16 protein-coding genes are annotated in these 18,478 nt (G+C 36.9%); 1 reads left to right on the plus strand and 15 read right to left on the minus strand.

From position 1 onward, the window contains the following. Positions 1 to 62 precede the first annotated feature (62 nt). On the minus strand, positions 63 to 1,172 hold the full coding sequence (locus H561_RS0102015) for a M14 family zinc carboxypeptidase (protein WP_027385487.1): 1,110 nt from the start codon (positions 1,170 to 1,172) through the stop codon (positions 63 to 65). 818 nt (positions 1,173 to 1,990) lie between these two features. On the opposite strand from H561_RS0102015, the gene H561_RS0102020 reads away from it, so the two are divergent. Further along, positions 1,991 to 2,539, plus strand: coding sequence for a helix-turn-helix domain-containing protein (locus tag H561_RS0102020; RefSeq protein ID WP_027385488.1), 549 nt, complete (start codon positions 1,991 to 1,993; stop codon positions 2,537 to 2,539). A gap of 53 nt (positions 2,540 to 2,592) precedes the next feature. Here H561_RS0102020 and H561_RS0102025 read toward each other — a convergent pair whose 3' ends face one another. From H561_RS0102025 to H561_RS0102095, 14 genes are all read right to left on the minus strand, one after another. Beyond that, a complete protein-coding gene (locus H561_RS0102025) occupies positions 2,593 to 3,762 on the minus strand; it encodes a proline dehydrogenase family protein (protein ID WP_027385489.1) in 1,170 nt (389 codons plus the stop codon). A gap of 63 nt (positions 3,763 to 3,825) precedes the next feature. Beyond that, positions 3,826 to 4,755, minus strand: coding sequence for a UbiA family prenyltransferase (locus tag H561_RS0102030; protein WP_027385490.1), 930 nt, complete (start codon positions 4,753 to 4,755; stop codon positions 3,826 to 3,828). 10 nt (positions 4,756 to 4,765) lie between these two features. Beyond that, complete coding sequence (locus H561_RS0102035) at positions 4,766 to 5,692, minus strand: mevalonate kinase family protein (protein ID WP_027385491.1); 927 nt, start codon at positions 5,690 to 5,692, stop codon at positions 4,766 to 4,768. A 161-nt stretch (positions 5,693 to 5,853) separates the two neighbouring features. Further along, positions 5,854 to 8,019: a T9SS type A sorting domain-containing protein gene (locus tag H561_RS0102040; RefSeq protein ID WP_027385492.1), complete on the minus strand. Its 2,166-nt coding sequence runs from the start codon at positions 8,017 to 8,019 to the stop codon at positions 5,854 to 5,856. A 186-nt stretch (positions 8,020 to 8,205) separates the two neighbouring features. Next, a complete protein-coding gene (locus H561_RS0102045; protein WP_027385493.1) occupies positions 8,206 to 9,735 on the minus strand; it encodes an MFS transporter in 1,530 nt (509 codons plus the stop codon). Positions 9,736 to 10,017: 282 nt separating this feature from the next. Then, the gene (locus H561_RS0102055) at positions 10,018 to 11,199 is read right to left on the minus strand and encodes an acetyl-CoA C-acyltransferase (protein WP_027385494.1); all 1,182 of its coding nucleotides are present in this window, start codon (positions 11,197 to 11,199) and stop codon (positions 10,018 to 10,020) included. Between the two features lie 155 nt (positions 11,200 to 11,354). After that, positions 11,355 to 11,735: a hypothetical protein gene (locus tag H561_RS0102060; protein ID WP_027385495.1), complete on the minus strand. Its 381-nt coding sequence runs from the start codon at positions 11,733 to 11,735 to the stop codon at positions 11,355 to 11,357. Positions 11,736 to 11,883: 148 nt separating this feature from the next. Then, positions 11,884 to 12,978: a hypothetical protein gene (locus H561_RS0102065; RefSeq protein WP_027385496.1), complete on the minus strand. Its 1,095-nt coding sequence runs from the start codon at positions 12,976 to 12,978 to the stop codon at positions 11,884 to 11,886. Between the two features lie 80 nt (positions 12,979 to 13,058). Next, complete coding sequence (locus H561_RS0102070) at positions 13,059 to 13,757, minus strand: hypothetical protein (RefSeq protein WP_027385497.1); 699 nt, start codon at positions 13,755 to 13,757, stop codon at positions 13,059 to 13,061. Continuing rightward, entirely contained in the window at positions 13,735 to 14,280 is a 546-nt protein-coding gene (locus H561_RS0102075; protein WP_027385498.1) for an RNA polymerase sigma factor, read from the minus strand. Before H561_RS0102075 ends, H561_RS0102070 begins: the two co-directional genes overlap by 23 nt. 112 nt (positions 14,281 to 14,392) lie before the next feature. Further along, positions 14,393 to 15,775 (minus strand): nucleoside permease, encoded by a 1,383-nt coding sequence (locus H561_RS0102080; protein ID WP_027385499.1) that lies wholly within the window; start codon positions 15,773 to 15,775, stop codon positions 14,393 to 14,395. Between the two features lie 17 nt (positions 15,776 to 15,792). Beyond that, complete coding sequence (locus H561_RS0102085; protein ID WP_027385500.1) at positions 15,793 to 16,392, minus strand: bifunctional nuclease family protein; 600 nt, start codon at positions 16,390 to 16,392, stop codon at positions 15,793 to 15,795. 147 nt (positions 16,393 to 16,539) lie between these two features. Then, the gene (locus H561_RS0102090) at positions 16,540 to 17,487 is read right to left on the minus strand and encodes an electron transfer flavoprotein subunit alpha/FixB family protein (RefSeq protein ID WP_027385501.1); all 948 of its coding nucleotides are present in this window, start codon (positions 17,485 to 17,487) and stop codon (positions 16,540 to 16,542) included. A gap of 98 nt (positions 17,488 to 17,585) precedes the next feature. After that, positions 17,586 to 18,332 (minus strand): electron transfer flavoprotein subunit beta/FixA family protein, encoded by a 747-nt coding sequence (locus H561_RS0102095; RefSeq protein ID WP_027385502.1) that lies wholly within the window; start codon positions 18,330 to 18,332, stop codon positions 17,586 to 17,588. Positions 18,333 to 18,478 lie beyond the last annotated feature (146 nt).

Consider the following 18,478-nt stretch of genomic DNA (forward strand, 5'->3'; position numbering starts at 1 on the left):
CAGATTAATACGCTGTAAACAGAATCAGATAAAAAGCGGAACAAATTAATTGTTCCGCTTTTTTAATCCTCAATAGTAAAGTTGACTTCTGCATCCAGCTTCGGATACTTATTTTCAGAAATAAACTTTTTGCCGGTGCAGTCAATTTCCTGCCAGCCTTTCCGCTGCTTTACATCTCCCACTTCCATGACGTATGGTACAAAAGATATCTCATCTTTTCCTTCTTCTTTGATTTCTTTATACTGAACCGCTACATCTAAAATACATTCATGGGTTGTATTGAGTTTTACATTCCGGTAAATGATATCATAATGCGTCTCTTTGTTTTCTGGAATTTCCAGATAGGTTTCCCAGCCTTCCGTTCCTGAATTTAATTCAGTGATTGCTTTCAAAGCATAATACAAAGCTATCGTATAATATTTACGGGTTTCCTTCCTGGTATAGTCATCTGCGAAATGTCCGCCTTCAAATAGAATGGTGGGCATTCCGGCTTTGATAAAATTATCGCCTGTGGAAGCCGGATAAAATTCATCAGAATATCTTCCGATCTGATCCGGGATCATTTCCTTAAGATGACGGTAAATTTCGGCAATAACGGCCATGCATTTTTTTCTGTTATCTGTTACGGTGCGCTCAACATTTTCGGAAGGAGCCAGAAATGAAAGCGTCGCCGGATGGATACCGTCGGTTGTAAAAATAGTCCTCTGCTCATGGAGATTCAATGCATAGTTATATTTTTTAGAAGCCGCTGCATTTTTCAGAAACCTGATCTCTTTACTGGATTCATTGTGAAAATCTCTGTTGAGATCAATATCAACGGCATTCAGCCGGGTCCATTTTTCAGAACCATCAGGGTTCAGCATAAATATAAAGTCAAGCTGTATTTTACTGAAAAGTTCATCCTTTAATTCCTGAGCCTGCTCAAGGGTCATTAAAAGATCCAGCATCGCATGGGTAGCATTGGATTCATTTCCGTGCATCTGGGACCAGGCCAATATATGAATAGCTCCGGAACCGACTGTTAGCTGATAAACAGGATTACCAAGATGGGAAGTTCCAATCTGCCGAATACAATCACTGAGATTCTGCTGTAGGTAATAAAATAATTTTTCGGGGGAAATATAACGATTTGGGAAATCGGGGTTCTGCTGATAAATCTCTTCAAAGTTCATTGACAATTGTTTACAAAAATCAAATTTAACATTTTTAGACGTAAAATTAAAATTAACATAAGTAATCCTATTAAACACTTGAAAATGACAGTATGTCTGTTGATAAAATTGTGGATTGCATATAATTCAATATAATATATTTAATTAACTTAAAATGAGTAATTTATAACTTTTAATTAAACTACAGTATTAATATGGCTTTAAGTTAAATATTCCTATTTTATCCGCATTTGCTGGTAAATACATTAAACGATTTTAGATGTGGAAAATTTTCTATTTACAGTTGTATACAATTGTAAATTGTTGATAATTTAGAAATGTAACTATATATTTTTACATAAATTTCAGGAGAATTTAAAAATGTAACTTAAAACCACCCAGGAAAAATTTAGACTTATAATAAATCTCTGCATCGTCTTTAGATAAAGAGTGTAGCTGACTATTTAAGGCTTTTATAACCTTCATATTTATTGAATAGAGTAACAAATCAGATATTTAGCAATTCCCTACTCTATTTAACGGTTAATACCCTTCAAAATGCCTAACCATAGCGGTTGAAAGTAGCCTTATAAATGAAATTAGGTCAAATGATACCTATGTACATTTACTTCATCCATTACTTTAAGTCAGTATCGGAAGTTAATAAGGTGGGGAAAATATGTTGAATAAAAATCACAAGAAAATTTAGACTATACTATAAATAACTGTATTTCAATTATATAAATCGTTTACTTTTGTATATTTAAATAATTTACAATTGTACTTTGCATTTGTAAATTAAATGTTTACATTTGTAAAGCGATTTATAAACTGTTTTTATGGGTTTAAATGAAAGAATTTCAAAGGTTATCGAATATTCACGTCTTACACCATCTGAATTTGCGGATGAGATCGATGTGCAACGTTCTTCAATTTCTCACATTACTTCCGGAAGAAATAAGCCGTCCCTGGAATTTATCATAAAAATAAAATCGAGGTTTCCGGAGATCCTGTGGGACTGGCTGGTAACAGGTGAAGGCGAAATGTTAAAGTCTGAACTGAAAGAAATAATTGAACCCGCCGATGAACATGCTGAGATTATAGAGGAAGAAAAGATAACTCCAAAATCGCTTCCCGATCTTTTTACCATGATCAATAATGATAAAGATTTTGGAACGGATGAAAATGAAATAGAGCCTTCAAAAATAAATCAGCGAGAATCGTCTGCAGACGTCCAAAGCCCTGTGCGGGAAAAAATAACCGATTCTCAGCGTTTAGAGAATCAAAAGGCTGATTTATTAAGCCAAGCTATTGGGAACCAACAGGGTAATATCAAGCGTATTGTCATCTTTTATGATAACGGAAAATTCGAGAGTTTTGAGCCGTAAAAAAACCTGATCATAAATGACCAGGTTATTATATCGATGAAGATATCCTTTATTTATCTGCGATTTCTTCTTTCAAGTTCCTTTTTGATAAGTCCGAGTTCCCTTCCGGTCTGCCCAGCAACGGAAGTATTTTCCTGGGCTCTTCTCGCCAGGTATGGCACAACATCTTTTACGGGTCCGTAAGGAAGATATTTGGTGGCATTGTATCCTTTGTCAGAAAGATAAAATGTGATATTGTCACTCATCCCGTAAAGCTGTCCGAAATAGACATGCGGATTGCCATTTTCAAGATTTTTAGCTTTCATTTTATCCATTACAAGCTCAGAAGAAATTTCGTTATGGGTCCCGAAGAACGCCGAAACTTTATCCAGATGGTTCATGACAAAATCAATTCCTGCATTGTAATTTTTATCGGAAGCCTCTTTATTCGGCTGAATCGGATCAGGATATCCCTTTTCCGCAGCTCTGGCCCTTTCTTTTTCCATATAGGCACCACGGACTATTTTATAACCGATGAAATAGCCTTTTTCCTTGGCTCTGTGAAGATGCTCTTCCATGTATTCCAGCCTTCCGGTCCTGTACATCTGAATGGTATTCCAGACAATAGGCTTTTCCTGATTGTACTTCTCCATCATCTCTTCGCAAAGGTGATCAGCAGCATCCTGCATCCAGGTTTCCTCTGCATCCACCATTACTTTTTTGTCATTTTCATGACATAATTTACAGACTTCATCAAATCTTTTCACCACTCTTTCCCATTCTTCCTTCTGGCTTGAAGTGAGTTCGTTTTTTTTCCCTACCGCTTCATAGAGGTCAATTCTTCCGAAGGCCGTCGGCTTAAAAACAATAAAAGGAATGGCAGGATTGCCCACAGAAAACCTTACGATATCTTTAATCTCACGGCATACCGAATCAAAAGTTTCTTCGTCTTCTTTACCCTCAATAGAATAGTCAAAGATACTTCCCACGCCTCTTTTGAAAAGCTGCTTTACCACCTTCATACTTTCTTCACGGGTTTCACCGCCGCAAAACTGTTCAAATAAAGTATTTTTTACAATTCCGCCAACAAAAGGAAAATTATGGTGAACCGTAAAATTCAGCACGGAAGTGCCTACTTTGGTAAGGGACGGCTGCTCAATCATTCTGAACATCCAATACGCTTTCTTTAACTGTGCATCGGTTTTATCCGCAAATGCAACTTTAGTATCGTTAAAAATGGGCATTATTTTATATAAATTTAGGTTTTGCAAAGGTAATAATTAGGAAAGGTTTTTTAAAGGATTTTTTTATAATTTACCTTCAATCCCGTTAAAAAGCATTGCGATAATCCCTGCAAAAACCCAAAATCTCAGAATATTGAGTGTCAGAAATTTACTTTTCCTGGAATGGTTGAGAATCAAATAAATGCATAGCGTCATAACAAACAGTCCTCCTGCAAAATAATAGGCCATGAATCCGGAAATTCCGGTCCTCATTATTATTTTCATTGAAACGGCCATGGTAATGACCAGTAATGAAACAATGATTGTTTTTGTGGTCTTGTTTGAAAAATGATTCGGTACGGTAGTATAGCCAAAGGCCTTGTCAACACTTTTCGTTAAGGTATCTTTTACGATATCAATGCAGAGAAGGATCAAAAACAGAAACACGGCCATCAACAAAACCTTCTTTGAAAAGGTTTCATAATACACCATCATTCCGAAGAACGGATACAGGGTAAGGCTTACAAAAGTGAGGTTGTTTAAGATCAGTACACGGCTGAGTTTATGGCTGTACAGCCACATGAAAAACTGATAGACGACAAAAAATATAAATACCCTGTGTGAGATCATCAATGCAATTCCAAGGGAAATTACACTTAAAAACAAATAGGCGTACAGAAAATATTTCTGTTTGATAAAGCTCTGGATTCTCGTTCTGAAAGGCTTTACGATATGATCTTTTTCAAAATCATAAAACTGGTTGATGGTCCCTCCTGCCAGAATGGTCAGAACGGTACAGAAAATAATGCCGTGAACTTTAAAATCAAAAACAAATTTCCTGAAGGTTTCATCCTGATTGAAAAGGAAAAAGGTTGAGACGTACAGCGCAAAAGTGAGCAGGATGGCAATAAAAAAGCGGGCTCCCAGAAGAAAGCCCACAAATTGTGAAAATCTGTAAAAAAAAGATTTCTGTATATAATTTCTCTGTTGTAAATTTTCTTTTTCAGAATTCATTTACAACAGTTTAGAATCTGTAAATTACTTCTTTCTGGAAACCGTCAAGCATTTTTTCTGCTTTTTCGTAATCTTTGGTGAAGCCTAATATATAACCGCCGCCGCCGCTTCCGCAGAGCTTAAGATAATACGCATTGGAATCGAGACCTTTTTTCCAGATATTAAAAATACTTTCGGGGATCATCGGACGAAAATGTTCATATGCCCAATAGGAAAGTTTCTTCAGGTTTCTGAAAAACGGATTCATGTCTTTTTTCAGGAAAGCATCGATACAGGCATTATTGTAGCGGATAAACTCCTCCTTTAGCGTTTTACGGAATCCTTCGGTTTTCATTTTTTCAAAGAAAATCTGAATCATGGGACCCGTTTCTCCTGTAATTCCCGAATCAATCAGGAAAATTGCTCCTTTTCCTTCTTCACCGTCTGGAATGGCTACTTTATCCAAGTTCTCCCTATTTTCAATAAGAATCGGCAGGTTCATGTAACAGATCAAAGGATCCATCCCCGAACTTTTACCGTGGAAATAACTTTCCATTTCTCCGAAAACCGCTTTAAGCTGTTTGAGGTTATCTTTGGAAATAGTTTCAGGATTCAGTTTATTGGCCGAATATTTTTCAAAAATCGCAGCGACCAAAGCACCTGAACTTCCTACTCCATACCCCTGCGGAATATTTGAGTCAAAGAACAGCCCGTCTTCAATATCTTTTTTAAAGCTTTCGATATCAAGTTTGAATTCATCTGATACCTCAAGTACGGAAAGAAAATCCGAATATTCATGAAGATGCTGATTTGATTTTTTTTCAAATTCAGAACCGAGATCTGAAAACTTCAGTGCCCCTTTATAAAAACTGTAGGGAACTACAAGGCCCCGGGAATCTTCTATCATTCCATATTCTCCGAACAAAATGATTTTCGCGTAAAATAAAGGGTTCGTCATTTGTTATGTAAGTAATAAACTTTTGCAAATTTATGATTATTCTGCTGAATACATGCAAAATCCAAGCCGAATCGTCACAACTATTTTAACTGATTTTAAGTATACCTTATACTTAACAAAAAAGCCTGAAAAAATCAGGCTTTTAATATCAATTGTTTAAATTATTGTTTGATCAGTTTTTTAGTGACCTTCTGCTTTTCTGTTTCTACAGTGACCACGTAATTGCCGGTTTGCATTTCAGAAATATTTACGTCATACTTCGTTCCTTTCAGAGAAGATGCTGATTTAATCAACCTTCCTGCTTCGTCATACATTTTAAATGACTTTAAAGCATCTTTAGATGAAATTGTAATTGTATTTCTTGCTGGGTTCGGATAGATATTTACTGAAGAATCTTTTGTATTCACATCTTCCACTGCCAGTACGGCACATGAAAAATTTGCTTTCCATCCGCTTTCATTTTCTGCAGGATCTGAAACGAATCTCACGGTGATAGCTCCTGAAGGATGTGTGGATGTAAAGGATACCGGTGCCACAGTTCCCGTTAGAGCATTCCCTGTTGTAAACATCGGTGAGCTGGTAGACGGACCATTGTAAACATACATGAAATCATAATCCTCTTCTAAAGAAAGTTCTGTAAAATTCATGGTCAGTGCTCCTGAACTCGGATAGAATGTTTTTACAATCGTCTGGTTATCGCCGTAATTTCCGGTCGTCCCTCCCGTATCTGTAAATAAAGTTCCGCCACACCAGTCGCCGTCTGTCATGAACATCTGTGTCCTCTGATATCCTGCTGAACAATCCGTTCCTACTGACAACAGATAATAGGTTGCCGGCTGAAGGTTTGAAAAGCTGAATGACGGTGTCGCTGTGGTTCCTGTGGAAACCGGAGTTCCGTCAAACTTCGTCAGCTTATATTTCCAGGAAGCAGAGGCTGCATCGGTAAATGCCGCATTGGCAGAAATCTGCGTAATATTTGAAACAGACAATCCCGTGATGGTTGTGGAACAGGCGGTTGTACAATTGGTTCCCAGACAAGCCTTGGAATCTACTGTATTCCTGATCAGCGCAGCCGGCTGAGGGCCAAAGCCGTTCGTAAAATTAATTCCGACTCCCGAAATCAAATGGCAATAACTCATAATAGTCCCTTTTACAGAAGTAGAAGGAATAGGACCGGTGCAGCCTTCATCAGCACCTGCGGCAGGGCCACATCCATCAATGGCTGTATTGTTTCCGTTCCAGGCACAGGCATGGGTATGGGGAGAACCTAAGCTGTGACCCATTTCGTGAGTCATCGCCATAATTGTCCACGAATAAACCGGAACGTTATTGTAAGTTTGGGAAGCTCCCGAGTAAGCATGCCTGTTTGTTGTACACAGGGAATTGATATACGCAACACTTGTGGTGGAAGGCTGATTTACCAAATGCGCCAGATCTCCATTGAATGTCTGCCTGTTCGCTCTGAAACTGGCCAGATTGGCATTGGGTGCTCCGGTATACGGATCCGCAGTGGTCCAGATAAAGATCTCGTTCAGCGCAATCTTCACATCATCGTTATTATAGAGTGTTGCTATATTGTTATGGATGGCGGTCAGCCAGTTGGATGTAGTGGTCGTATTAGAACCATTGTTTACATAGGGAGTATAGCATATTTCATAATAGATTCTGACACAGTTCTGCGTCAGTAATTTCCCTGTGTTTTTCTGTGCTTCAGGGTTAAAAGAAACTTTTTGCTTCTGATTTTCAGCTAATTCATCAATCCCGCAGATAAAAGGATTTATCCCTGTGAGTTTTGAATCTGAATAACTGACAAAGTCTTCAGAATTTTTTACTTTTCCTACAATGATATTTCCCAATTCCGGTGTTGAAGCCACTCCTACAATATCATTATCAAAAAAGCTGAACGCAACAACTGAGTGGTTATCTCCCTTTACAATTCCCTGGTAATAAGCTCCGGGTGTATAATTTACAATTTCGCCTTTATTGGTGGTTACTTTAAAATCATTGGTGAAAATCTGGTTTTTATACAGTTCTATTGTAATCTGTTTTCCGTCAAAAGGAAATGTCAGTTCCAGATATTCCGGCTTCTCATACACCAGCTTTTTTAATTGTTTATTATTGACACGAATTACAGAGATGTCTGTAGCTGCCCTTTTGTATTCAGCTAATTTATCTGACATCTGGTCTGCTGTAAACAGATCAAATTTTTCAAAGTTTTTTTTCTGGGCATGATATTCGGAAACTTTCTGGGCGACAGGTCTCATATTCTGAGAAAAGCCCAATACCATAAACTGAAGAATACAGAGGAGTAGAATTTTTTTTATCATTGTTACGATTAATTATAATTTGCAAATAAACAAAAAATATATATTTATTATGAGAAATAGCTACAGTTTTAATAAAATTAAATTTTATAATAATAAAAAATAACCTATACAATATAAAACTGGTAACATAAAGGTTTAAAAACAAAAAAAGGCGCTTAAAGCGCCTTTGCAAAATTATTTTTTTAATTATTTGTTCTGCGTATTCAATTTCATAAACCGGATCAATATCAATCCTACAAAAAAGAACAAGGCCATAGAGAAAGCGGCAAACCTCATCCCTGATGCTGAAGGAAGCGTGATGTCAATCTTAGCAAAAATCCTGATCAGCGCATCATATTTATCAATAAATAAAGCAAATACAAAAGTTCCTACAATGATGGCAATTTTCTCCAGAACGTCATAAAAACTGAAAAACGTGGTGTTTTCCATAGAGTTTTCTGGCAGCAATTTGGAATAGGTAGACCGTGACATCGCCTGCAGGCCGCCCATCACAAGACCCACCACCGCAGCTACACCATAAAACTGATATTCAACCGTAGGGTTTTCTTTGTTCAGGAAGTATGCCCAGATACAGGCAACAATCCATAAGACAATGGCAATTGAGATAACGTTTTTATTTCCTATTTTTCTTGATAATCTTGAGAAAACCACGGCCCCGATAATGGCTTCAATCTGAATAATCAACAGGGTCCCGATCAATTTATCCTGCGGAAGATTGATTTCACTTTTTCCGAACAATGTGGCCATCAGAAAAATAGTCTGCATCCCTACGCTGTAGAAAAAGAAACTTGATAAGAAAAACTTTAAGTTTCTGTGTTTAAAAAGTTCTTTCCCGACTTTAAAAAGTTCATGAAAACTTTCTTTGGCAATATCTTTATAAAAGCTCAGGTTATCCTTTAAAACCTCGAAGAAACCTCCCTGCTCTTCATGCCTTTTAAAAATGTTTTTATAATTTAACAAAACCAGGTCCTTCGGAAGCTTTTCCTTCACATCCCCAAACTGAGGCAGGTGCTTGAAAGTATACTGAGAAAAACCAAACCACCATGCTCCTGTCAGCAAAAAGCTGATCCTGGTGAACAGTAGCTGCTGTGCGGCACCTTTGGCAAAAACCTGAATCAATACCAAACAGATTACTACCAAAACTACAGAACCGATGTATCCGTACACATAACCTTTTGCAGAAAGCGCATCCTGTTTGTCCCGTGTCGCAATATCCGGTAAAAAAGAATTGTAAAACACGAGGCTTCCCCAGAATCCTACACTGGCCGTAATACTGAACAGCAAACCAAGAAAGACATTGTGCATTCCCGTAAACATCGCCAGCCCCATACATGAAGTTGCCCCCAGATAGCAGAAGAACTGAAGGAAAGATTTTTTATTTCCGATCGTATCTGCCAGGGAAGATAAGAACGGTGACAGGAGAACAACGATAAAGAACGAGATCGTCAGTGAATATCCGTACACGGCATCCGGCTGGTATTCTTTACCAAAAATCTTGATCATGTGCCGTACCGGAACATCAATCCATGTTTTTGTCGCTTCCACATATTCCTTCTTTTCATAAGCCGTGGTAAGAATGGAATAATAAATCGGGAAAATAGTAGAAGTAATTACTAAAGAGTATACCGAGTTAGCCCAGTCATAGACTGCCCATGCTTTCATGATTTTCGGATTATTCTTTATGTTTTGAGTTTGCAGATGCTCAATTTCAGACATTTCAAATATATATTAGTAGCACAAAAATAGAAAAACCATTGCATATTCAATGGTTTTTATTTTGTTTCGGAGAAATTTTATTATTGGGTTAAAATACAGATGATTTTTTGGTTTGTTTTATTAGGTATAATATAGTGATGGTATTTGTTTCTAACAACATTCAAGATTTATCTTATTCAAAATCCCACTTCTGTTATGTCCCGGAACAGCAGCCATACGTTTCTCAAAACAAAAAATCCGGAAGCCTGAACTTCCGGATAGATCGGTTATCAAAAAAAATGATTATTGTATATTTTCAATAACAATGGCAGAAGCACCTCCACCTCCGTTGCATATGGCTGCAGCACCATATTTCCCGTTGTTTTGCTTTAAAATATTAATCAGGGTCACAATAATTCTTGATCCTGAACTTCCCAGCGGGTGACCTAATGCTACCGCTCCCCCGTGAATATTCACTTTAGAAGCATCTAAACCTAAAATTTTATTATTGGCCAAACCAACTACGGAGAAAGCCTCATTAAATTCAAAGAAATCAATATCTGTAAGCTCTAAACCTGCTTTTTTAAGTGCAATCGGCAATGCTTTGGAAGGTGCTGTGGTAAAATTCTCAGGCTCCTGGGCAGCATCAGCATAGGAAACAATTCTTGCCAGTGGCTTAAGACCCAATTCTTCCATTTTTTCTCTGGAAACAAGGATCAAAGCAGACGCACCATCGTTAAGTGTAGAGGCATTGGCGGCAGTCACCGTCCCTTCATCTTTTTTGAAAACGGTTGGAAGTGTCGGGATTTTATCAAATTTCACGGCTTTGTATTCCTCATCTTCAGCAAAGATGATGGCATCTCCTTTTCTCTGAGGGATCTCTACGGCAACTACCTCATCAGTAAATTTTCCTTCGCTCCATGCCTTGGCAGCTCTGGTGTAAGATTCAATGGCGAACTGATCCTGATCTTCTCTTGAGAAGCCATAGTCAGTGGCACATTTTTCTGCACAAACTCCCATATGAACTTTGTTATAAACATCTGTAAGACCGTCCAATACCATTCCGTCCTGCATTTTTACATCGCCTAATTTGGCTGCAATTCTCGCGTTATAATAGTGGGGAACAGAAGACATGTTTTCCATACCTCCTGCAACAATGACATCTGCATCACCGGCTTTGATAGCCTGAGCAGCCATGGTCACTGCTTTCATTCCTGAAGCACAAACTTTATTGACCGTAGTGGAAGGCGTTTCAACAGAAAGGCCTGCTCCCAAAGCTACCTGACGTGCCGGGGCCTGTCCTTCCCCAGCCTGTAAAACGTTTCCCATATAAATTTCCTGAACCGCTTTCGGATCCAGACCGATTTTGTCTAATGCTCCTTTTACTGCAACAGATCCTAATTTTGTAGCCGGAACCGTTGATAAACTTCCCATAAAACTTCCCATCGGGGTTCTTACTGCGGAAACAATGAATACCTCTTTCATTTTTATAATTCTATTTTTATTTTATTAAATATATCTTTAGATTTAATTTTAACTCGATGTTGATCAAAATCAGATTAAATAAGTTCAAAATTCAAATTGAGATTATAGTTTGGTATAACACTAATTTCAGTATGATAAAAAACTTTAGATTGCTGTTATTTTTTATTTCCAGTAAAAATGATGATGAAAGCACCTAAAAATTCCACAATCCACCCCCATCTTAATTTTACAATACCCGCCAGTTTATCCTGCCATGATTTAAAAGGCATAAACCTGAAATATTCAGAAGCCTGATACTTTACAGCAAATAAAGTGAATGAAAATAAAATAATTAAGAGAACCGCAAAAATCCTTGCTGCTCTCACACTGTTGTTTACAATCCCAAACATAACTCCTGCGGAAAGAATCCAACATGCAATAGCCAGATAATGATCGAGTTTCCAATAGTTCCAGTTTCCGATAACAGGAATATGAACCAGTGGCAGAAAGCTTCCCGCGACCACCAATAACAATCCTAATATTTGAATATTTTTCATATTTCTTAAAGTACCAAAATACAAAAAAAAACACACTTATAATAAATGTGTTTTAAAAGTAAATTTTATTCATTAGTATTTCATAAATGATAAAATAATTAACAAAAATTTAATCATTATATAATATATAAAGGCAATCATTAGATAATTAAAAACGGACATTCATTAACTCAATTCCGATCTGAAGTCCATATTTATGGGTGAGATTCGCATTATTATTGAATGCCGGTGTAAAATCTTTTTGAACATACAGATTGAATCCTGCATAACGGATTCCCAGTTTTCCGCCAAAAATAATATCATTCAGCCCGTGGTTTATTGTTTCTCTTTCTACAATTCTTTTGCTGAATTCATTGGAATATCTGTTGTAAATATTGCTGGCAACTCTAACGCCTCCATATACACCCGCAATGATACTGAACTGGTTTACCTTGTTGTTTAAGTATTTCACACCATCATATTCAATGTATTTAGGATTCAGAATAAATCTAAGATCAGCAGGAATAAAAATATAATGATTATTGATATAAGTTTCTTTCAGATCTCCTTTCGTAAAATCAGTAATCTCTAAAGCATGATGTTCCTGGCTGAACACTCTTCCGTATTTGGCATTCGACTGATCCCAACGGTAACCAACTCCCAAACGATAAAAAACAGGACTTTTGAAACCTCCAAGCTGGTTTTCATACCTTATTATAAAACCGGCAGAATTAAAAACAGTATTCTTAAAATCAGAATTTTTATCAAAAAACCTGAACGGTTTGTCTTTGGAAGTATATCCTGCTCCTACAAGTGCAATAGCATATTCCCAGGAATGAAGATAATCTGCGGGTATTTTTTTATCTTCATCAATATGAACGCTAATACCGCCTAATCCAAACACCATCTGATTTTTATCATTACGTAAAGAATCATTAGGTTTTAAAATCGCATCTTTTACCATTTGTCTGGTTATTTCCTCGAATTCCAATTTCTGAGCATCTATTTTTTCATTAATTGCCTGCTCATATTTTGATGCAATATCAGCTCTCAAGTTCTGTTTTTCATTACCATCGATTTTATTTTTTTTAAAATCCTGATCAATATCATCAAGTTCCTTATTCATTTTTATTTTTTCCGAAACTACGATGCTGTCAATCTTTCTGGAATAATTCTTCATAGAAGGATTAACATGTGCATTTTCCTGTGCAGAAGCAAATGAAAAAGTCATCATGATGGTCATTAAAGCAATTTTTGTTTTCATATCTTTTAATTATTTAAGACAATATTTTAGCGCTGATCATTTTAAATGAACAGTATATTAATTTTAAAAAATTTTACAATTTATTTAGGATCTACGTAAACAGTAACTCCTAAAACGGTGACGTTATCTATATTCGGTACTGCTTTGTCAAGATGAAAAATGCTGAATTTTATATCCTTTTTATAAGGATTTTTTCTTACTTTATCAAATTCTCTCCCCAAAAGAAGTTCATTTGAACTGATGTAAACGGGGTTTTCTTTTTTGACTTCTTCAATAATAGGAAAATGGGGATTTTTTATTTCAATTTTAGCAGGTTGTATTGTAATGTTTTCGGTTGGTTTGACAGTCATTTTAAATGCTGTAAACTCTGAAATTGAAGGTTGAACCGATTGTGATTCTTTTTGTAAATTAAAACTATTATTATTGACTTTTTGATTTTCAACAGCAATTTTCAGTTCCTTTTTTTCGACTAGCCTGTTGGGAATAGAAGATTCATTTTGTAAATCATTATTTACTTGATTTATCGTTTTTTCCAGTTTCTTTTTAGCAATATAATCTGTTTTTTTATAATCAAAACTGTTTTTATTATAAATAAAAATTCCTAAAGAAATCAGTAATAAAACTACAGCTGCATATTTCCACCATTGAAAGGGTATTGTAGGCACGATTTCAGGTGCTTCATCCAACTTTTGTTCAAGTTGATCCCAAAGTTCCGATGAAGGTTTTATTTCATGCTCTTCATAGTCAGACCTTAACCTATTTAATATATTGTTTTTCATCTTTCTTTTGTTTTAAAAAATCTGCGATCCATTTCTTAGATTTGCTCAGCTGGCTTTTACTGGTGCCTTCAGAAATATTGAGGGTTTGTGCAATTTCGTGGTGCTTTTTATCTTCAAAAACATAAAGATTAAAAATCAACCTGTATCCATCGGGCATCTTAGAAAAAATTTCATTTATATTAATTTCTTCTATTTCATCTTTCCATTCCTCTTCTGCATTTTCAATAGTATTGATTTCGATATCCGTATAAAGAATATTTTTATTTTTCCGGATAAAACTGATTGAATTATTGACCACAATTTTCCTGAGCCAAAACTGAAAACTTTTCCATTCTCTGCATTCATCAATTTTTGAAAAACAGATAAAAAAAGAATTCATTAAGATGTCTTCTGCGTCATGAAGATTATTAACATAAGAGTTTGCAATGGCGAGCATTTTTGCCGAAAACATATCGTAAAGAGCTTTCTGCCCCTTTCGGTCTCGTTTTTTTGCCAGTTTAAAATTCTCTTCTAAGTTATTCATTGATCAGTTTCTATTTACTAAGACGCCCTATTTTTTAAATGGTTGCTTCAAAAACAAAAAAAATTGCATTTTTTTTAAAAATGCAATTTAATTAATTATAGATGATACAAAATTAATGTTTTATCTGTGAAATTTCTTCAGGATTGTGTTTATGTCTGAACAGAACCGCAAACAAAATGGCAAGAACTAAGGCATAAGCTGCAAAAGAAAGCCAGATATTATGCCAGTCTTTTACCATAACAACTGATGATAGTGTTCCATCCGGATTAACAACAGCGTTAAAACTTTTTTTCAGAATTTCTAAAAAAGTAGGATTGTCAGGAGTTGTCTCAAGATACGAAGACAAAGATGATGCGGTTGTAAATTTATGAGTGAAGAATTTATCAATTGCCCAACCGGCTGCATAGCTTCCGAAAACGGCTCCGAAACCATTGGTCATCATCATGAACAATCCCTGGGCTGAAGAACGGATTTTTTTGTCTGTAGTGGTTTCAACAAAAAGCGATCCTGAAATGTTAAAGAAATCGAACGCCATTCCGTAAACGATACATGAAAGAACGATTAAACTTAAGCCATACCCTTCGGGAATTCCATAGGCAAAGAATCCGAATCTTAAAACCCATGCAAACATCGATATCAGCATTACTTTTTTAATTCCATATCTCTTCAAAAAAAATGGAATAGCCAATATAAATAATGTTTCGGATACCTGGGAGATCGACATGATGATCGTAGACCTCTGTACTACAAAAGAATCTGAATATTTCGGGAAATGCTCAAACTCACTAAGAAAAACATCTCCATAAGCATTGGTGAGTTGTAATGCCGCGCCCAGCAACATAGAGAACAGGAAAAACAATGCAGTTTTATAATCTTTAAACAACTTAAAGGCATTAAGTCCTAATTGTTCAGTCAATGGAGCATCTTTATCAATTAACTTCTGCGGTGGGCATTTTGGCAATGTCAGGGCATAGATTCCTAAGAAAACAGCAACAGCTCCGGCAATATAGAATTGGCCTTCCGTAGCCTTATTTCCTGTAAGATTGGTAATCCACATCGCTACAATGAACCCTATAGTACCCCAAACACGGATCGGCGGAAAGTCTTTCACGACATCAAGATCACTGTTCTTAAGGATGGTGTATGAAATTGAATTGGCCAAAGCAATGGTCGGCATATAAAAGCACATGGCCAAAAGCATGATATAAAAGAAGGAATCCGGGTCTGCAGAGTGAGGCAGGATAAAAAGCACGATTCCGTAAAGTATATGCAAAACTGAAAAAATCCGTTCCGCATTGACCCAGCGGTCGGCGATGATTCCGGTGATGGTCGGCATAAAAATAGAGGCAATCCCCATTGTTCCGAACACAGCACCAAACTGAGCGCCATCCCAATGTTTTGTGCCGAACCAAAAGTTCGCTATTGTAATCAGCCATGCTCCCCAAACGAAGAACTGCAGAAAACTGAGAATGGTCAATCGTAATTTTAAACTCATGGTGTATCTATAATATCTTAATCGATTTTCTTTTTTCTCCTTTTGATTTCTTCCTGAATCTCCAGAGCGGTATCAAAATCTTCTTCTTTTACGGCTTCTTCCAGTAATTTCTGAAGTTCCTCCATAGAAACAGATTTCAAGCTGTCTTCACTCTGAACCGTTTCGGAAAACGGCTGTTCTTCTTTAGAAGTATCTTCCAGTTCCAGAAGAATGCCGGCTTCGTTCAGTACCTGTTGGGTGGTAAAGATCGGAGCATCAAATCTTACAGCCATAGCCACCGCATCAGAAGTCCTGGCATCAAGAATAAGCTCTTCTTCGTTACTTTTATTTTTAAAATTAATATTTGAAAAAAAGACTCCGTCTACAATCTGATAAATGATGACAGATACCAGTTCATAATTGACAGAAGCGATAAATTTTGTAAATAAATCGTGGGTAAGGGGGCGGGGCGGATGAATGTCTTTCTCCAGACCGAGGGAAATGGATTGCGCCTCGAAATTCCCTATAACAACAGGTAATTTTATATGTGTTTCTTCATGTTCCAATAACAATGCGTACGCCCCGGATTGAGTCTGGCTGTACGATATTCCGCGAATAATTAGCTGTTTATAATCCATGGCTACAAATATAGATTAATTTTTCAAAATTTTTTTTACTTTTCAGACAAAAATAAAAGCCCGGAGAGGGCTTTTATATATGAATTTGCTTCGTTATAATTTTAAATATCATTATTGATCTGCAAGGCAAAACCCAATAATGGTATTTTATCCTCTTAGTGCCTTAATCTTCTCCGTTAAAGCAGGAACAATCTGGAAAGCATCCCCTACAACACCGTAATCTGCCGATTTATAGAACGGAGATTCAGGATCACTGTTGATTACGACGATTGTTTTGGAAGAGTTAACGCCTGCCAAGTGCTGAATGGCTCCTGAAATTCCTACTGCGATATACAGATTCGGTGCAATTGCTTTACCGGTCTGTCCCACGTGTTCTGTATGAGGCCTCCATCCGATATCCGAAACCGGTTTTGAACAGGCAGTAGCCGCTCCCAGGACCTCTGCTAAATCTTCAATCATTCCCCAGTTTTCAGGACCTTTCAATCCTCTTCCTGCAGATACTACAATTTCTGCTTCCTTAAGGTCTAATTTCCCTGAACTCTGCTCATGAGAAAGTACTTTTGTATCCTCATTGGAAACAGATAATTCCTTTACTTCTTCAGAACCTGAAACTGCATTTTCCTTAACCCCGAAAGCATTCTGGGAAACCGTAATGATCACCCCGGTCCCTTCTGCTTTGGCATGCATAAATCCTTTTCCTGAAAATGCCCTTCTCTTCACCTGAAGCGGAGAAACGCTTTCCGGAGCCTCCAGAACGTTGGTAATTAAAGAATACCCATTCATTATTGCCAACATCGGAGCAACGGAAGAGGCATCCGTAGTATGAGGGAAAACAATAATATTCCCGTCAGCCACTTCTTTTACAGCCTGTGCATAAGCTTTTGCTGAGAAATTTTTAAGACCTTCATCTTTGATATTGATTACGTTTGATGCTCCATATCTGTACAACAGATCTGAAGAATCCGTAGGGTTTACAGAAATCGCGGTAACGGTTTCTCCAGCCTGGTCTGCTACAGCTTTAGCATAGGAAACCGCTTCAAAAGCTGCCTTTTTGTAAACTCCGTTTATATTTTCTGCGTATACGAATACTGCCATTTTAAATTAATTTAAAGATTAAAAAATTTAATAATTGGAAAGATTGGATTCAAAAGCAGGAATTAAACTTCCCTTTTATGACTTCCAGCTTCCAACTTTTAGATCACTTTAGCTTCTTCGTGAAGCAATCTTACCAATTCGTCAAGATTATCAGGAGAAACCATTTTCACAGCTCCTCTCGGCGGAACACTGTCGTAAGAAACGCCTTGGACTTTCACTTCAGAAGAAGTTGCCTCCACTACCTGCAAAGGTTTTGTTCTTGCAGACATAATGCCCCTCATATTCGGGATGATAAGATCCTTTTCATCCACCAATCCTTTCTGACCTGCAATAACAGCCGGTAATTTTACGGAGATCGTTTCTTTTCCGCCTTCAATTTCTCTTACGGCTGTCGCCTCACTTCCGTTTACATCAAGGCCTATAGATGCATTGACGAAAGGCTGGTTCAATAATTGGGCAACCATTCCCGGAACAGAACCTCCGTTATAATCGATAGATTCTTTACCGCAAAGGATCAGATCATATCCACCATTCTGAGCAACTGCCGCAATTTCTTTTGCCGTAGAATAGCTGTCTTTCGGATCAAGATTTACTCTTATCGCATCATTGGCTCCGATGGCCAGTGCTTTTCTGATAACAGGTTCTGTAACAGCATCACCTACATTGATTACGGTTACCGTAGCGCCCTGAGACTCCTGAAGCTTAATCGCTTTGGTAAGTGCAAATTCATCTAACGGGTTAATGACCCACTGAATCCCGTTTTTTTCAAAAGCAGATTTGTCTGCTGTAAAGTTAATTTTAGAAGTAGTATCCGGAACACTACTTATACAAACTAATATTTTCATATATGTTGTTTTAAATTTTTCGTTGTCCTATATAACCTTTCGGTTTCAAGTGTACTGTTTTATTGTTTTCCTGACTATAAACCGCTGTATTTTACACCAGGATTTTATCTGAATTTATCTTGCTAATATAAATAAAAAATATATTA

It is taken from the genome of Chryseobacterium gregarium DSM 19109 (genome assembly GCF_000430845.1).
Taxonomy (GTDB): domain Bacteria; phylum Bacteroidota; class Bacteroidia; order Flavobacteriales; family Weeksellaceae; genus Chryseobacterium; species Chryseobacterium gregarium.

What these genes read in the sequence shown, in the direction of transcription:
- H561_RS0102075 (WP_027385498.1), bottom strand. Translation starts at nt 14,280, where the DNA reads ATGAATAACTTAGAAGAGAATTTTAAACTGGCAAAAAAACGAGACCGA.
- H561_RS0102060 (WP_027385495.1), bottom strand. Translation starts at nt 11,735, where the DNA reads ATGAAAAATATTCAAATATTAGGATTGTTATTGGTGGTCGCGGGAAGC.
- H561_RS0102025 (WP_027385489.1), bottom strand. Translation starts at nt 3,762, where the DNA reads ATGCCCATTTTTAACGATACTAAAGTTGCATTTGCGGATAAAACCGAT.
- H561_RS0102085 (WP_027385500.1), bottom strand. Translation starts at nt 16,392, where the DNA reads ATGGATTATAAACAGCTAATTATTCGCGGAATATCGTACAGCCAGACT.
- H561_RS0102030 (WP_027385490.1), bottom strand. Translation starts at nt 4,755, where the DNA reads ATGAATTCTGAAAAAGAAAATTTACAACAGAGAAATTATATACAGAAA.
- H561_RS0102045 (WP_027385493.1), bottom strand. Translation starts at nt 9,735, where the DNA reads ATGTCTGAAATTGAGCATCTGCAAACTCAAAACATAAAGAATAATCCG.
- H561_RS0102040 (WP_027385492.1), bottom strand. Translation starts at nt 8,019, where the DNA reads ATGATAAAAAAAATTCTACTCCTCTGTATTCTTCAGTTTATGGTATTG.
- H561_RS0102055 (WP_027385494.1), bottom strand. Translation starts at nt 11,199, where the DNA reads ATGAAAGAGGTATTCATTGTTTCCGCAGTAAGAACCCCGATGGGAAGT.
- H561_RS0102065 (WP_027385496.1), bottom strand. Translation starts at nt 12,978, where the DNA reads ATGAAAACAAAAATTGCTTTAATGACCATCATGATGACTTTTTCATTT.
- H561_RS0102035 (WP_027385491.1), bottom strand. Translation starts at nt 5,692, where the DNA reads ATGACGAACCCTTTATTTTACGCGAAAATCATTTTGTTCGGAGAATAT.
- H561_RS0102070 (WP_027385497.1), bottom strand. Translation starts at nt 13,757, where the DNA reads ATGAAAAACAATATATTAAATAGGTTAAGGTCTGACTATGAAGAGCAT.
- H561_RS0102095 (WP_027385502.1), bottom strand. Translation starts at nt 18,332, where the DNA reads ATGAAAATATTAGTTTGTATAAGTAGTGTTCCGGATACTACTTCTAAA.
- H561_RS0102080 (WP_027385499.1), bottom strand. Translation starts at nt 15,775, where the DNA reads ATGAGTTTAAAATTACGATTGACCATTCTCAGTTTTCTGCAGTTCTTC.
- H561_RS0102015 (WP_027385487.1), bottom strand. Translation starts at nt 1,172, where the DNA reads ATGAACTTTGAAGAGATTTATCAGCAGAACCCCGATTTCCCAAATCGT.
- H561_RS0102090 (WP_027385501.1), bottom strand. Translation starts at nt 17,487, where the DNA reads ATGGCAGTATTCGTATACGCAGAAAATATAAACGGAGTTTACAAAAAG.
- H561_RS0102020 (WP_027385488.1), top strand. Translation starts at nt 1,991, where the DNA reads ATGGGTTTAAATGAAAGAATTTCAAAGGTTATCGAATATTCACGTCTT.